The organism is Agromyces badenianii, assembly GCF_003070885.1.
Lineage (GTDB): Bacteria > Actinomycetota > Actinomycetes > Actinomycetales > Microbacteriaceae > Agromyces > Agromyces badenianii.
This window is the reverse complement of the sequence record NZ_CP028913.1, coordinates 205,669-220,522: the sequence shown is the minus strand read 5'-3', so window position 1 is coordinate 220,522 and position 14,854 is coordinate 205,669. Positions and strand designations below refer to the sequence as shown.

The 14,854-nt window shown below is 72.1% G+C and carries 15 protein-coding genes; 9 read left to right on the top strand and 6 right to left on the bottom strand.

Annotation, left to right across the window (positions count from 1 at the left end):
• The first annotated feature begins 131 nt into the window (after positions 1-131).
• Positions 132-2,168, top strand: coding sequence for a bifunctional aldolase/short-chain dehydrogenase (locus DCE93_RS01040; protein WP_108594255.1), 2,037 nt, complete (start codon positions 132-134; stop codon positions 2,166-2,168).
• Positions 2,165-3,640 (top strand): rhamnulokinase, encoded by a 1,476-nt coding sequence (locus DCE93_RS01035; RefSeq protein ID WP_108594254.1) that lies wholly within the window; start codon positions 2,165-2,167, stop codon positions 3,638-3,640. Before DCE93_RS01040 ends, DCE93_RS01035 begins: the two co-directional genes overlap by 4 nt.
• Before the next feature lie 56 nt (positions 3,641-3,696).
• Here DCE93_RS01035 and DCE93_RS01030 read toward each other — a convergent pair whose 3' ends face one another.
• Positions 3,697-4,197 (bottom strand): pyridoxamine 5'-phosphate oxidase family protein, encoded by a 501-nt coding sequence (locus DCE93_RS01030; RefSeq protein ID WP_108594253.1) that lies wholly within the window; start codon positions 4,195-4,197, stop codon positions 3,697-3,699.
• Positions 4,198-4,307: 110 nt separating this feature from the next.
• Here DCE93_RS01030 and DCE93_RS01025 point away from each other — a divergent pair, with 110 nt between their 5' ends.
• Genes DCE93_RS01025 through DCE93_RS01015 form a run of 3 tightly spaced genes read left to right on the top strand, consistent with a single transcriptional unit; the run spans position 4,308 to position 6,971 of the window.
• Positions 4,308-4,949, top strand: coding sequence for a TetR/AcrR family transcriptional regulator (locus DCE93_RS01025; RefSeq protein ID WP_146184901.1), 642 nt, complete (start codon positions 4,308-4,310; stop codon positions 4,947-4,949).
• Between the two features lie 57 nt (positions 4,950-5,006).
• Positions 5,007-5,933 (top strand): 2-hydroxyacid dehydrogenase, encoded by a 927-nt coding sequence (locus DCE93_RS01020; RefSeq protein WP_108594251.1) that lies wholly within the window; start codon positions 5,007-5,009, stop codon positions 5,931-5,933.
• Between the two features lie 54 nt (positions 5,934-5,987).
• Positions 5,988-6,971: a serine hydrolase domain-containing protein gene (locus DCE93_RS01015; protein WP_108594250.1), complete on the top strand. Its 984-nt coding sequence runs from the start codon at positions 5,988-5,990 to the stop codon at positions 6,969-6,971.
• Between the two features lie 58 nt (positions 6,972-7,029).
• Here the strand turns inward: DCE93_RS01015 and DCE93_RS01010 are convergent, their stop codons facing one another.
• Positions 7,030-7,998: an aldo/keto reductase gene (locus tag DCE93_RS01010; RefSeq protein WP_108594249.1), complete on the bottom strand. Its 969-nt coding sequence runs from the start codon at positions 7,996-7,998 to the stop codon at positions 7,030-7,032.
• 174 nt (positions 7,999-8,172) lie between these two features.
• Here DCE93_RS01010 and DCE93_RS01005 point away from each other — a divergent pair, with 174 nt between their 5' ends.
• From DCE93_RS01005 to DCE93_RS00990, 4 genes are all read left to right on the top strand, one after another.
• Positions 8,173-9,285 carry an NYN domain-containing protein gene (locus DCE93_RS01005; protein ID WP_108594248.1) on the top strand — a complete coding sequence of 371 codons (1,113 nt, stop codon included), beginning with the start codon at positions 8,173-8,175 and terminating at the stop codon, positions 9,283-9,285.
• A gap of 120 nt (positions 9,286-9,405) precedes the next feature.
• Complete coding sequence (locus DCE93_RS01000; RefSeq protein ID WP_108594247.1) at positions 9,406-10,134, top strand: CAP domain-containing protein; 729 nt, start codon at positions 9,406-9,408, stop codon at positions 10,132-10,134.
• Positions 10,135-10,232: 98 nt separating this feature from the next.
• Positions 10,233-11,024, top strand: coding sequence for a FadR/GntR family transcriptional regulator (locus tag DCE93_RS00995; RefSeq protein WP_108594246.1), 792 nt, complete (start codon positions 10,233-10,235; stop codon positions 11,022-11,024).
• 71 nt (positions 11,025-11,095) lie between these two features.
• A complete protein-coding gene (locus tag DCE93_RS00990; RefSeq protein ID WP_108596502.1) occupies positions 11,096-12,496 on the top strand; it encodes an alpha-hydroxy acid oxidase in 1,401 nt (466 codons plus the stop codon).
• 27 nt (positions 12,497-12,523) lie between these two features.
• Here DCE93_RS00990 and DCE93_RS00985 read toward each other — a convergent pair whose 3' ends face one another.
• The 4 genes from DCE93_RS00985 to DCE93_RS00970 all read right to left on the bottom strand — a co-directional run bounded on the left by DCE93_RS00985 (position 12,524) and on the right by DCE93_RS00970 (position 14,842).
• Positions 12,524-13,222 carry an RraA family protein gene (locus DCE93_RS00985; RefSeq protein WP_108596501.1) on the bottom strand — a complete coding sequence of 233 codons (699 nt, stop codon included), beginning with the start codon at positions 13,220-13,222 and terminating at the stop codon, positions 12,524-12,526.
• A gap of 85 nt (positions 13,223-13,307) precedes the next feature.
• A complete protein-coding gene (locus DCE93_RS00980; RefSeq protein ID WP_168186150.1) occupies positions 13,308-13,868 on the bottom strand; it encodes a methyltransferase family protein in 561 nt (186 codons plus the stop codon).
• A gap of 35 nt (positions 13,869-13,903) precedes the next feature.
• Positions 13,904-14,236, bottom strand: coding sequence for a hypothetical protein (locus tag DCE93_RS00975; RefSeq protein WP_244284203.1), 333 nt, complete (start codon positions 14,234-14,236; stop codon positions 13,904-13,906).
• Between the two features lie 114 nt (positions 14,237-14,350).
• Positions 14,351-14,842 carry a hypothetical protein gene (locus tag DCE93_RS00970; RefSeq protein WP_108594244.1) on the bottom strand — a complete coding sequence of 164 codons (492 nt, stop codon included), beginning with the start codon at positions 14,840-14,842 and terminating at the stop codon, positions 14,351-14,353.
• Positions 14,843-14,854 lie beyond the last annotated feature (12 nt).

The window sequence follows — 14,854 nt, the reverse complement described above, 5'->3', positions numbered from 1 at the left end:
ACCCCTCGTTTCGCACGGGATCACCGACATCCCCCATCCCATGCGAAACGAACCGTCCGATTCCCAGACCACCACCACCACCACCACACCACCACCAGCAGCACCCGCCGCAGCAACGAAGGACTCCCCTCATGACGAACCAGGCAGCCGCCGAGCTCATCGCCCGGTCGAACCGCCTCGGCGCCGACCCGAAGAACACGAACTACGCCGGCGGCAACACCTCGGCCAAGGGCACCGAGACCGACCCGGTGACCGGCGAGCCCGTCGAACTCATGTGGGTCAAGGGCTCGGGCGGCGACCTCGGCACGCTGACCGAGGCCGGTCTCGCGGTGCTGCGCCTCGACCGGCTGCGCGCGCTCACGGGCGTCTACCCCGGCGTCGACCGCGAAGACGAGATGGTCGCCGCGTTCGACTACACGCTGCACGGCACGGGCGGTGCGGCGCCGTCGATCGACACGGCCATGCACGGCCTCGTCGACGCCGCGCACGTCGACCACCTGCACCCCGACTCGGGCATCGCGATCGCGACGGCCGCCGACGGCGAAGCGCTCACCGGCAAGATCTTCGGCGAGCGCGTGGTGTGGGTGCCGTGGCGCCGCCCGGGCTTCCAGCTCGGGCTCGACATCGCTGCGATCAAGACGGCCAACCCGCAGGCGATCGGCTGCATCCTCGGCGGGCACGGCATCACGGCGTGGGGCGACACCTCGGAGGAGAGCGAGCGCAACTCCCTCTGGATCATCGACACCGCCGCCGCCTACATCGCCGAGCACGGCGCGGCCGAGCCGTTCGGCGCCGAACTCGAGGGCTACGGTGCGCTCGAGGCATCCGAGCGCCGCACGAAGGCCGCCGCCCTCGCCGCGACGATCCGCGGGCTCGCCTCTCACGACCGGCCCATGGTCGGCCGCTTCACCGACGCGCCCGAGGTGCTCGACTTCCTCGCCCGCGCCGAGCACCCGCGACTCGCCGCGCTCGGCACGAGCTGCCCCGACCACTTCCTGCGCACCAAGGTCAAGCCGATGGTGCTCGACCTGCCCGCGTCGGCGAGCGTCGACGAGAGCATCACCCGCCTGAAGCAGCTGCACGAGGCGTACCGCGCCGACTACCGGGCGTACTACGACGCGCACGCGGATGCCTCGAGCCCCGCGATGCGCGGCGCCGACCCCCTCATCGTGCTCATCCCGGGCGTCGGCATGTTCAGCTACGGCGCGAACGCGCAGACGGCCCGCGTCGCCGGCGAGTTCTACCGCAACGCGATCAACGTGATGCGCGGCGCCGAGGCGCTCTCGACGTACTCCCCCATCAGCGACGCCGAGAAGTTCCGCATCGAGTACTGGGCGCTCGAGGAGGCGAAGCTCCAGCGCATGCCGAAGCCGAAGCCGCACGCGGGGCGCATCGCACTCGTGACCGGCGCGGCGTCGGGCATCGGCAAGGCCATCGCCACCCGCCTCGCCGCCGAGGGCGCGTGCGTCGTCATCGCCGACCTCGACGCCTCGAAGGCGCAGGCCGCCGCCGCCGAGCTCGGCACCGCGGATGTCGCGATCGGCGTGGCCGCGAACGTGACGGATGCCGCGGCCGTGCAGGCCGCGATCGACGAGGCGGTGCTCGCCTTCGGCGGCCTCGACCTCGTCGTCAACAACGCGGGCCTGTCGCTCTCGAAGCCGCTGCTCGAGACCACCGAGGCCGACTGGGACCTGCAGCACGACGTCATGGCCAAGGGCTCGTTCCTCGTCTCGAAGGCCGCCGCGCGAGTGCTCATCGACCAGGGTCTCGGCGGCGACATCGTCTACATCTCCTCGAAGAACTCGGTGTTCGCCGGCCCGAACAACATCGCCTACTCGGCGACGAAGGCCGACCAGGCCCATCAGGTGCGCCTGCTCGCCGTCGAACTCGGCGAGTACGGCATCAAGGTCAACGGGATCAACCCCGACGGCGTCGTGCGGGGCTCGGGGATCTTCGCGAGCGGCTGGGGCGCGAACCGCGCCAAGACCTACGGCATCGAAGAGGAGGAGCTCGGCGCGTTCTACGCCCAGCGCACGATCCTCAAGCGCGAGGTGCTGCCCGAACATGTCGCGAATGCCGTGATCGTGCTCACGGGGCCCGAGCTCTCGCACACGACCGGCCTGCACATCCCCGTCGACGCGGGCGTCGCCGCCGCCTTCCTGCGATGACCGGCGGCGGGCGCGGAGCGGGCACCGTCGCGGCGGTCGACCTCGGGGCCACGAGCGGGCGGGTCGTCCTCGGCCGCGTCGACGGCCGCGGGGCCGGCACGCTCGAGATCCGGCAGGTCGCACGCTTCGCGAACGATCCCGTGCGCCTCGCCTCCGGCCTGCACTGGGATCTCTCCGGCCTCTCCCGCCGGGTCGACAGCGGCCTCGCGAAGGCGCTCCGCGAGGAACCCGGCGTCACCTCGATCGGCGTCGACTCGTGGGCGGTCGACTACGCGCTGCTGGCGGGCGACCGGATGCTCTGCGAGCCGTTCCACTACCGCGACGAGCGCTCGGCCGCGGGGGTCGAGGCCGTGCACACGATCGCCCCGTTCGCCGAGCTCTATCGCCGCAACGGCTTGCAGTTCCTGCCGTTCAACACGCTCTATCAACTCGCGGCCGAGCGCGCGCAGGGCGCTCAGGGCGACGGCGGCGGATGCCTCGGCCTCGCCGATTCCCTGCTGCTGGTGCCCGACCTCATCGCGTTCCAGCTGACGGGCGAACGCGTCGCCGAACGCACCAACGCGTCGACGACCGGGCTCCTCGGCATCGATTCCCGCGAGTGGGACGACGAGCTCATCGAGCGGCTCGGCCTGCCTCGCTCGGTCTTCCCTCGACTCGTCGACCCGGGCGAGACGATCGGCACGCTGCGCGGCGAGGTCGCGGCCGGGTTCGGCATCGGCTCGCGGCATCCGCTCGAGGTCGTCGCCGTCGGCTCGCACGACACGGCATCCGCCGTCGTCGCCGTGCCAATGCGACCCGAGTCGGCCGCCTACATCTCGTGCGGCACCTGGGGGCTCGTCGGCGTCGAGCTCGAACGCCCGGTGCTGACGGATGCCGCCCGAGCCGCGAACTTCACCAACGAGGGCGGCGTCGACGGGCGCGTGCGCTTCCTGCGCAACGTCATGGGCCTCTGGCTGCTGAGCGAGTCGGTGCGGCAGTGGGAGCGCGACGGCGAGACCGTCGAACTCGCGGCACTGCTCGCGGCTGCGGCATCCGTCACCGCGCCCGTCACTGTGTTCGACGCGAACGACCCCCGCTTCATGGCGTCCGGCGACCTGCCCGCCCGCATCGCCGAGTGGTGCCGCGAGCACGGCGAGCCGGCACCGGGCACGCCCGCCGAGTTCGCCCGCTCGATCGTCGAGTCGCTCGCCCGGGCCTTCGCCGAGGCGGTGGTGGATGCCGCGCGCCTCTCTGGCACGCAGGTCGAGACGATCCACCTGGTCGGCGGGGGCGCGCTCAACGAGCTGCTCTGCCAGCGCACCGCCGATCGCGCCGGCCTGCCGGTGCTCGCCGGACCGGTCGAGGCGACCGCGATCGGCAACGTGCTCGTGCAGGCGCGGGCGCAGGGCTTCACGGGTGCCGGCCTCGAGTCGCTGCGTGCGCTCGTGGCGACCGCGTTCCCTCCGCGCCGGTACGAGCCGGTCGCGGGCTAGCCCGCCGCCGGCGAGCCGGGCGACGACTGGCTGTCACAGCACAGGGCGGCGGCGGGTCAGACGATCGCCGGCGACTTCGGCGCCGACGCCACGCGCCCACGTGCGAGCTCGGTGTCGCGCATCCCGCTCAGCGAGACGCCCACGCCGTAGGTGACGAAGTCGCCGCTCGGGCGCACGCCGATCGCGATGAGGTCGCCGCGTTCGCCGTCGCTCAGCTCGAGCCCGTGCAGCAGGGCGCGTTTCGCGTCGCTCGGCAGCTGCTCGGCGGGCATGATCTCGGCCACCCCCGAGAAGGTGATCGTGGCGGCCGGAATCTTCACCCACGGCACGAACGGGATGCGCTTCGCGATGGGCACCGTGACCGAGACGCCGGGGTTGGCGGCGATGTGGCGTGCCTTGAACTCGCGCTCGTTCGTCGTGAACCAGAGCCGGCCGTCGTCGACGACGTGCATGACGCCGGCCGTGCGCGCCTCGCCCCTCGCCGACACCATGCCGATGACCATGAAGTTCACGCTCTCGATCGCCTTCCAGACCTCGGCGTTCGTGATGTCGACCATTTTCACCACTCCCTCTAACTTTACATTGTCAAGTTCTCTTGATTCGACGCTACGGCACCTGACTTTACGATGTCAAGTAGGGTGGAGGATGTGGCGAAGGAGGGAGCGCTGTGAGCGAGACGACGACACCGGGCGGCGGAGCTTCCTCGGTGGGGAGCGCCCCGGGCCCACCTGGCGCCCCGGGCCGCGCCGCCCTGCTCCGCGCGATGGAGGAGCTCGCCCGCGAACAGGGCGTGAACAACGTGGGACTCCGCGAGGTCGCGCGCCACGCCGGACTCTCGCACGCTGCACCCACCCACTTCTTCGGCAGCCGCGAGGGCATGATCAGGGCCCTCGCCTTCGAAGGCCTCGCGCTCCTCGACGACGAGCTCTGCACCGCTCAGGAGCGTGCCGCGCACCTGCCCGGTCGAGAGCGACTGGTCGCCGATTCCGTCGAGTTCGTGGCCTTCGCACTCCGGCACCCCGCGCACTTCGACGCGATGTTCCGCACGCCCTCCTCCGCGCAGGGCGACGAACTGCTCGATCGGGCACGACTCGCGGCCCTCGACGGACTGCGCGCCCTCGTCATCCAGGTGCACGACTCCGGCGCGATCGACGGCGACGTCGAGACGACGTTTTTGCAGCTCTGCGCCATGAGCCACGGCATCGCCTCGCTCGCCGTCGACGGTCTGCTCCACGGTTTCGACGCCTACGCCGCGGCCGACGACGTGGCCGAGCGCATCATCCGGGCCCAGGTCGCGCAACTGCCCTGACGGCACGACGGCCCGCGGCACCGGCGAGTCGCGACATCCGTCTGGAAGGATCGTCGTATGACCGACGCCCCCCTGCTCGTCTCCCTGCCCGGCAACGCACTGCGCGACGCGCTGGGCGCCGCGCCCGACGGCGCGGAGATCGTGCAGTGGGACATGTCGGGGCCCGCACCCGCCGAGCGCATCGACCTCGTGGTGCCGCCGTACATGGGCGCCGCTGGGCGACTCGGGGCGCTCGAGGGAGTCACGACCCGGCTCGTGCAGTCGCAGTCCATCGGCTACGACGACGTGCCGGCCGCGCTGCCGCCCGGGCACGTCTTCGCCAACGCGGCGAGCGTGCACGAGACGTCGACCGCCGAGCTCGCACTCGCGCTCATCCTCGCCGCCCAGCGCGGCATCCCCGACTTCGTCCGCGCCGCCGGCGAGGGCCGGTGGGCCCCGGCCCGGCACGCGAGCCTCGCCGACCGCCGGGTGCTGCTCATCGGCTACGGCGGCGTGGGGCGCGCGATCGAGGCGCGGCTCGCGCCGTTCGAGGTCGAGCTCACCCGCGTCGCGAGCCGCGCGCGCTCCGACGAGCAGGGCTTCATCCGCGGCATCGACGAGCTGCCGGGCCTGCTGCCGAACGCCGACATCGTCGTCATCGGCGTGCCGCTCACCGCAGCGACGACCGGTCTCGTCGACGCGGCCTTCCTCGCCGCACTGCCCGACGGCGCCCTCGTGGTGAACATCGCGCGCGGCAAGGTCGCCGACACCGAGGCGATCCTCGCCGAGGCCGAACGCGGCCGGCTCCGCTTCGCCCTCGACGTCACCGAGCCCGAACCGCTGCCGGCGGGGCATCCGCTCTTCGCGCTGCCGAACGTGCTCATCTCGCCGCACGTGGGCGGCGCCTCGACGGCGATGATGCCCCGCATGGCGAGGCTCCTGCGTGAGCAGATCGAGCGGATGCTGCGCGGCGACGCTCCACTGAACGTCGTGTACCGCAGCTGAACCGCCCGAACCGCGCGACCCGCGCGACCGTCGCGACCCGCAGGGAGGACCCCCATGCCCCGATTCGACCACGCCGTCGACTGGGTGCGACGCCACGTCGACGGCGGAGCGCTGCCCACCGCCGTGCTCGGCATCGCCACGCGCGACGGCGTCGCGGCACTCGAGGCGTTCGGCACCGAGCGCGGGCGCGCGGCATCGGTCGACGACCACTACCCGCTCTTCTCGGTGACGAAGCCGCTCGTCGGCCTCGCCGCCCTGCGCCTCGTCGAGCAGGGGCGGCTCACGCCCGACACCCCGCTCTCGACCGCGGTGCCCGAGTTCGGTGCGGGCCGTGACGACGTCGTGCGGCTTCGCCACCTCGTCAGCCACAGTTCGGGCATCGTCGAACCGCCGATGGACACGCCGGGCCTGCGCACCTTGCTGCTCACGCCCGGGCGCGACTTCACCGCCGGCACCGCCACGCGCTATTCGACCATCGGCTTCGAGGGGGTCGCGGCCCTCATCGAGCACGCGGGCGGGGCGTCGTGGTTCGACGCCGTCACCGCGGTCGCGGCACGGGCGGGCGCCGACGGCTTCACCCTCGACGCCGGCTCGTCGCAGCACGAGATCATCGAGGCATCCGCTCAGGGTCTTGACTACGAGCGCTTCGCCGGCCTCGACCACCCCGGCGCCGGACTGCTCGGGCGCGCGAGCGACCTGCTCGCCGTCGGCAGCGCCCTGCTGCGCGACGACGGATCGCTCGTCGCGCCCGTCACGGCCGAGGCGATGCTGCGCCCGCTGACCACCGGCATGACGAAGCTCGAGCCCTACCGTGCCGAGCGCGGTCAGGACTGGGGCTTCACGTGGAACCTGCGCAACAACGCCCCCGGCCTGCTCGCACGCGACACCTACGGGCACGGCGGGTGGGGCGGCTGCGAGTTCTGGGTCACCCCGTCGCGCGGGGTGTGCTTCGTGCTGCTCACCAACATCGCCGGCGGGTACGGCCGCCTCGGCGTCGACGGCGACGAGCTGCACAACGCGGTGGTCGCCGGGGCCTGACCCCGCCCGAGCCCGGACCCGAGCCTGGCCCGGGCAGGCGCACCGGCGACCAGGCCGCTCAGTCGGCGGCCGAGGCGGCGTCGAGCGCCGCGAGCTCTTCGGGTGCGAGCTCGAGCGACGCCGAGGCGAGCAGCGCGGGCAGCTGCGACGTCGTGCGGGCGCTCGCGATCGGTGCGAGCACGGTGGGCTGATGGCGCAGCCAGGCGAGCGAGACGGATGCCACGTCGACCCCGTGCGCCGCCGCGATCGTGTCGAGCGCCGCGAGCACCCGCTGTCCGCGCGCGTCGAGGTAGGCGGCGGCCGCTCCCGCCCGGGGGCTCGTGGCCGCCGCGACATCCGCTTCGCCTCGATACGTGCCGGCGAGGAAGCCCTTCGCGAGCGAGAAGTAGGGAAGCACCGCGAGTCCCTCGCGCTCGGCGCGCTCGCGCAGGCCGTGCTCGAAGCCGCGTTCGACGAGGTTGTAGTGCGGCTGCAGCGCGACCGGGCGGTGGAATCCGTTGGCTGCGGTGACGTCGAACCACTCGTCGATGCGCTCGGGCGAGTAGTTCGAGATGCCGATCGTGCGCACCTTGCCCGCGTCGACCAGCTCGGAGAGCGCGCCGATCGTCTCCTCGAGCGGCACCGACTCGTCGTCGAAGTGCGCGTAGTAGAGATCGATGCGATCGGTGCCGAGTCGCTGCAGCGAGGCATCCGCCGCCGCCGCGATGTTCGCCGCCGAGAGGCCGGGGAACTGCGGGTGCGTCGAGACCTTCGTGGCGATGACGAGTTCGTCGCGGTTGCCGCGAGCGGCGATCCAGCGGCCGATGATCGTCTCGCTCTCGCCGCCCGAGTTGCCCGGCACCCAGTGCGAGTACCCGTCGGCGGTGTCGATGAAGTCACCGCCGCCCGCGGTGAAGCGGTCGAGCACGGCGAACGATTCGGCCTCATCGGCCGTCCAGCCGAAGACGTTGCCGCCGAGCACGAGCGGGAAGACCTCGAGCTCGGAGTCGGCGATGCGCTGGCGGGTGGCGGTCGTGGTCTCGGTCATGCTGCTCCTGGATCTCGGAAGTGGTGGACCCGGCGGAAGGCCGGCGCGCTACAGAGGGGCAACGACGGGCGCCCGCCCGTATTCCAGCGTTGCGCACGATGACGTCGCGCGTCGCCCTCAGCCTCCTCAGCGTCGCCTCAGCCTCCACCGAGGCGTGGGGCGTAGGGTCGATGCATGGCCATTTCGGCAGAACCACGCGTCGCCCTGTACTTCGACTTCGACAACATCGTCATCTCACGATATGACCAGCTGCACGGTGACAGCGCCTACCGCAAAGACACCTCGCGCGGCAAGGCGCCCGCCGCCGGAACCCAGACGGCGAAGAAGCTCGCCGAGGCCACCGTCGACATCGACGCGGTGCTCGACTTCGCCGCCACCTTCGGCACGATCGCCATCGCACGCGCCTACGCCGACTGGTCGACCCCGATCAACGCGAGCTACCGCGGTCAGCTCATCGACCGCGCCGTCGACCTCGTGCAGCTCTTCCCGCTCTCGGCGACCAAGAACGGCGCCGACATCCGCCTCGCCGTCGACGCGGTCGAAGACATGTTCCGCATCGACGATCTCTCGCACATCGTCATCGTCGCGGGCGATTCCGACTACGTGGCCCTCGCGCAGAAGGCGAAGCGACTCGGTCGCTACGTCGTCGGCATCGGCGTCGCGGGCGGCACGAGCAGGGCGCTCACCGCCGCGTGCGACGAGTACGCCGACTACGACACCCTGCTCGCCACCGACGCCGCGGTCGGCGACGACGAGGTGGCGGCCCCGGCACCATCGACCGGTCGCGGCCGCAGGGGCGATACTTCCGGCACCGAGCCCGACACGGAGGCCGCGGCAGAGCCCCTGGCAGAGCCCGTCGCAGAGCCCGCACCGAGCCGTCGCCGCCGCGCCTCGACGAGGAAGCCCACCGAGGCGGGGTCGGATGTCTCGATCGACACGAAGTTCGCCGACGAGACGAAGGGCGCCGCCGCGACGGGCCCGTCGTCGCGGGCGCTGCAATTCGTCGCCCCCGTCGAGCCGGCTCCCGCCGATGACGCCGCCACCGGCAGCCCGCGGAACCCGGGCCGGTTGCTCCTCAAGGCACTCGAGCTGATGCGAGCGAAGAACGACGAGGAGTGGCAGTCGTCGAGCGCGGTCAAGAACCAGATGATGCGCATGGACCCGACCTTCCAGGAACGCCGACTCGGCTTCGCGTCGTTCACCGACTTCCTGAAGTCACGCGGCGGCGTCGTCGAACTCGACGAGGCCGGCCGCGGGCGCGTGCGCATCCGCCCGAAGAAGGACTGACTCACAGCACCGTCACGGCCTCGAACACGTAGAGTCGCTCCAGCGCGTCCCCCGTTCGGGGGTGACCGAAGGGTCTGCTTCGGTCGCGGGCGCATCCGTCGAGGCGAGGAGAGTGAACGCATGGGTCAGCACCGGAACCGGGCTTCGTGGCCTCCCTCCCGCCTCTGGCTGATCGGCGCGGGTGCCGTTCTCCTCGTCGGCAGCGTCTCGGTCTCCGCCGTCGCGCTCGGCAACGCAGATGGCGAACGGGCGACGGCGACCGACACCGCGGCCGCGGCCGCGGGTTCCGAGCGCGAGAACGAAACCGCCTCCAGCCGGCCGATGCCGACGGCGGCGCCCGCCGAGCCGGCCGCGGTTGCGGCGCCCGCACCCGCCCCGGCACCAGAGCCCGCACCCGCTCCCGCGCCCGCACCGGAGGCGCCGGCACCGGCCGACCCGCCGCCCGCTCCGGCGCCCGCCCCGTCATCGGGCGCGTCGTCGGTGGAAGCCGAGGTGCTGGCGATCGTCAACCGCGAGCGTGCGGCAACGGGTTGCGGACCGGTCTCCGACGATGCCGGGCTCCGCTCGGTCGCCCGCGCCCATTCCGGCGACATGGCGGCCCGCGGATTCTTCGACCACACGAACCCCGACGGGCAGACCCCTTGGGACCGGGCGGGCGCGGCCGGCATCTCGCATGCGGGCGGCGAGAACATCGCGCGCGGGCAGGCCGACGCGGCATCCGTCATGCAGTCGTGGATGAACAGCCCAGGTCACCGCGCCAACATCCTGAACTGCGACTTCACGACGCTCGGCGTCGGCGTGCACGAGGGCCCGGGCGGGCCGTGGTGGACCCAGCTGTTCGGATACTGAGGCGAGTGCCGGGTGTGGTCTGACCACATCTGCTACTGTGGACAGACCACATGACCCGACGACTCGGTCGGAGCATTCGAGAGCGGCCAGGGGGCGGCATGGCGCACGACACGACGGCGCTCGACGCAGCACCTGCGCCCGCCGCGGCATCCGACGCCCCCCGCGCCTGGCGCACGGTGCTCGAGCACATCGAGACGCAGCTGCTCGAGGGCGCCCTGCGCCCCGGCGACCGCCTGCCCGGCGAACGCGCCCTCTCCGCCGAACTCGGGGTCGGCCGCTCGAGCGTGCGCGAGGCGCTGCGCGTGCTCGAGGTGCTCGGACTCATCCGCACGGCCGCGGGATCGGGCCCGAGCTCGGGCGCGATCATCATCGCGACGCCCGGCGGCGGCATGTCGGCACTCATGCGACTGCAGGTCGCGGCGAGCGGCTTCCCGGTCTCCGACATCGTGCGCACCCGGCTCATCCTCGAGACCTCGGTCGCGGGCGACCTCGCCGAGGCAGGTCGAAGGGCGTCCGCCGAGAGCGACGCACCCGCCGCGCCCGACCTCGCCCCGGCCCAACGACTGCTCGACGCGATGGACTCCCCCAACCTCGCGCCCACCGAGTTCCTCGCGCTCGACGCGGCCTTCCATCTGGCGCTCGCCGAGGCATCCGGCAACCAGGTCATCACCGCCACGATGGCCGGGCTCCGCAGCGGCATCGAGGGGTACGCGCTCGAGGGCCTCGCCGCGATCGCCGACTGGCCGGCGACCTGCGCCCGCCTCCGCACCGAGCACCGCGGCATCCTCGAGGCGATCAGGGCGTTGGATGCCGCGACCGCCCGCACCCGAACCCACGACCACATCTCGGGCTACTACGCCGAGACCTTCATCGACACCTCACCGAGGTGACGCCCGTCGACCTTCCGCCACCGCGAAGGTCGATCCGCGTCATCTCGCCGGCCACGAAAGAGAGCAGCATCATGGTCCAGCGTCAGTTCCCGAACCCGAAAGAGCTCGCCGAGCTCATGCGCTTCAAGGCGCCGACCCTGAACGCGAAGCAGCGCCATCTCGACAAGGCCCTCACGATCTCCGACCTGCGCGACATCGCGAAGCGCCGCACGCCGAAGGCGCCGTTCGACTACACCGAGGGCGCCGCCGAGGGCGAGATCTCACTCGCGCGTGCCCGCCAGGCGTTCGAGGACATCGAGTTCCACCCGGCGATCCTGCGCAACGTGCCCGAGGTCGACCTGAGCCGCGAGGTGCTCGGCGGCCCGACGGCCCTGCCGTTCGGCATCGCCCCCACGGGCTTCACCCGCATGATGCAGACCGAGGGCGAGACCGCCGGCGCGGGCGCCGCCGGCGCGGCGGGCATCCCGTTCACGCTGTCGACCATGGGCACGACCTCGATCGAAGACGTGAAGGCCGCGAACCCCACCGGGCGCAACTGGTTCCAGCTCTACGTCATGCGCGACCGTGAACGCTCCTACGAGCTCGTGCGCCGGGCCGCGGCCGCGGGCTTCGACACGCTCTTCTTCACGGTCGACACCCCGGTCGCCGGCGCTCGCCTGCGCGACGTGCGCAACGGCTTCTCGATCCCGCCGCAGCTCACCCCCGCCACGGTCGTCAACGCGATTCCGCGACCCGAGTGGTGGATCAACTTCCTCACGACCCCGAAGCTCGAGTTCGCCTCGCTCTCCTCGACCGGCGGCACCGTCGGCGAGCTCATCGACGGCATGTTCGACCCGACGATCTCGTTCGACGACCTCAACGTCATCCGCGACATGTGGCCCGGCAAGATCGTGGTCAAGGGCGTGCAGACCGTGCAGGACGCGAAGATCCTCGCGGGCAGGGGCGTCGACGGCATCGTGCTCTCGAACCACGGCGGGCGCCAGCTCGACCGTGCGCCGATCCCCTTCCACCTGCTGCCGCACGTCGTGCGCGAGGTGGGCGCCGACATGGAGGTGCACCTCGACACCGGCATCATGTCGGGCGCCGACATCGTGGCATCCGTCGCCCTCGGTGCGCGCTTCACGCTCATCGGTCGCGCCTACCTCTACGGGCTCATGGCCGGCGGGCGCGAGGGCGTCGACAAGGCGATCTCGATCCTGTCGACGCAGATCGCCCGCACCATGAAGCTGCTCGAGGTCTCGACCCTCGACGAGCTCGGCCCGCAGCACGTCACGCAGCTCTCGCGCTTCACCGCCCTGCCGAAGCCGATGACGGATGCCGCGGAGCAGGCCGTCGAGGCGAAGCCGAAGACGGTGCGCGCCCCGCGTGCGGCCGGCTCGGCCGTCTCGGTCGCGAAGTCGACCACGTCGGCGAAGCCCAAGACGGCGGCCGCCGCCAAGCCCGCGACCGGTCGCAGCTCGGTCGCGAAGTAGGCCGGCGAACCGATCTCGACGGCGGTCTCACACCTCGATGGCGCCGCCCCGCTCCTGCAGGTATCGCCGCAGCGTGAGCTCGGGCTCGGCCGCTTGGCGGGCTCGATAGCCCGAGAAGTCGAGCTGCTCGCGCAGGCTCGTGCCATCGCGCATCTGCTCCGCCTGCGCGGTCTCGGTGAGCTGGATCGCGCGGGCGAGTTCGACGAGCTCGCCCACCCGATCGGCGGCGACGAGGAGCACGCCGTCGTCATCGGCGAACACGTGGTCGGCTTCGGTCACGGCGACGCCGTCGAGCACGGCGCTCGGCATGCGGCGGCCGGCCGGCGGCACGCGCCGGGGTCCGTAAGGGCAGGCGCCGAGGCTGAAGACCGGCAGGCCGATCTCGCGCAGCTGCGACGAATCGCGGTGCAGACCCCAGATGACGAGGCCTGCCAGCCCGGCGCGTTCGGCCTCGAGCACCATCAGGTCGCCGACGCACGCCTCGTCGAGGCGCCCGCCGTTGTCGATCACCATCACCTCACCGGGCGAGGCGTCGTCGATCGTCTCGAGCAGCACGTCGACGCTGCCGAGATGCGTGACGGGCCGGGCACGACCGCTGAGGGGCACCCCCGCGACGAGCGGCCGCAACGCGACCGGCGCGAGGCGTGCGTCGAAGCCGAGCCGCATGGCCGCGTCGGCGACGGCCGCGGTCGGCGGAGCGGAAACGGATGCTGCGGCGGCGTGCATGGTCGACCTCCCGGTGTCGTTCGGCTCGAGTCTGGCACGCGACGAACTCGGCCACGCGACGAACGGGGCGCCGAACCCGGGTGACTCAGCCCCGGAGCCGCCGCGACCCACGCGCACGCACCGGCCAGCGCACGTAGCGCGGCACCCGCGCACTGTAGGCGGCGTACTCGGCGCCGAAGTCGCGGTCGAGGGTACGCTCCTCGCCCAGCACGCCGCGGTGCTCGGCGAGCGTCGCGAGGGGCAGCGTGGCCGCGAGCCAGGCGGAGCCGCGGAAGACGCCGATGCCGAGGTGGATGAGCCACCACCCGACGTACATCGGGTGTCGACTGAGCGCGTACGGACCGGTCGTGACGAGCGACTGCGGCCGGTCGAGCCGGAATGCTCCGCCGGAGCGTCGGCGGCGCTCGGCCAGCGCCCACGCGTTCGCCGCGCCGCCCGCGACGATCGCGGCCGCACCCGCGGCGCGATGCGCCCACCGCGGGCCGGGGATCCCGACCCGGTGCACCCGATCGAGCACGACGATCACCACGATGCCGATGGAATGCCCCGGCGGCAGCGGGAGGTTCGCCGCCGCTGCCGCGATCCGGCGCACGACCGGGTGGCGCACCGGGTCGCGCACCGGGCGGCGCGTCGATGCCGAGCACATGGCAGTGACGCTACGCCCACCGCCGCGGCGCCGCATCAGTGCGCTGCCGGAACCGATGACGGAAGCCGCGGAGCGGGTCGTCGGAGCGAAGCCGACGACGGTTCGCGCCTCACCGTGCGGAAACGGTAGAACCAGATCAGCATCAGGGCCGACGCGACGAGGTAGAACGTGTGCAGGAACCAGATCGGGCCGAGCGGCAGGCTGAACACGTAGACGGAGTGCACCGCGTTGCCCACGTTCGTGATCGCCAGATTGCCGAAGCTGTACGACGAGAGATCCCGGGTCCGCGCCGCCTTCACCAGCATGGGCAGGTAGCTCATGGTGAAGAGGCCGGTCGAGAGGATGCCGGCGAGCACGGCGAGGTCCATGGCATCGAAGTTACGGATGCCGCTCGGCCGCGGCATCCGGAGAAATACCCATTTCTGCGATGCCATATGGAGCCGCCGGGTTCACCGATCGGCAGGCAGTGCCCGAATCCGGGGTCAGTGCACGCCCTGGGGGCGAGCGCGCTTGGCGTCGACCTTTCGCCGCTTCTCGTCGGTCGGCGTCGAGATCGACGCCATGATCGTGCGCCGCGCCACGGCTTTGGCCATCTTCTGCGCGCTCTTGGCCTGCTTGCGTCGACGTTTGAGCGTCTTCGCCCTCGCCTTCGCACGTTGTTCGGCGCCGGTGGCATTCGCCGGCGCCGCCCTCTGCGCCCGCCTCGCACCACCGGGCGCGACCCTGAGAGAGGCGCGTTCGAGCTTCGTCGCGGCATGCGCCGCGCGTCGTGCCGCGAGGCGCGGGTCGACCTTGCGTTCGGCCTCAGCCGCCTTGCGCGTGGCGTGCGCCTCGGCGACGAGGCCGTCGAGCCTCGAGCGCGCGGGGCCCTGCGGGAGCGTCTTCACGAGCTTTCGGGCCTCGGCTTCGGCGTGCTTCGCGTGCCCGATGGCGCGCTTGGCCTCTGCACGTTGCGTACGGATCGTGGTGGCCATGGTTCACTCCCC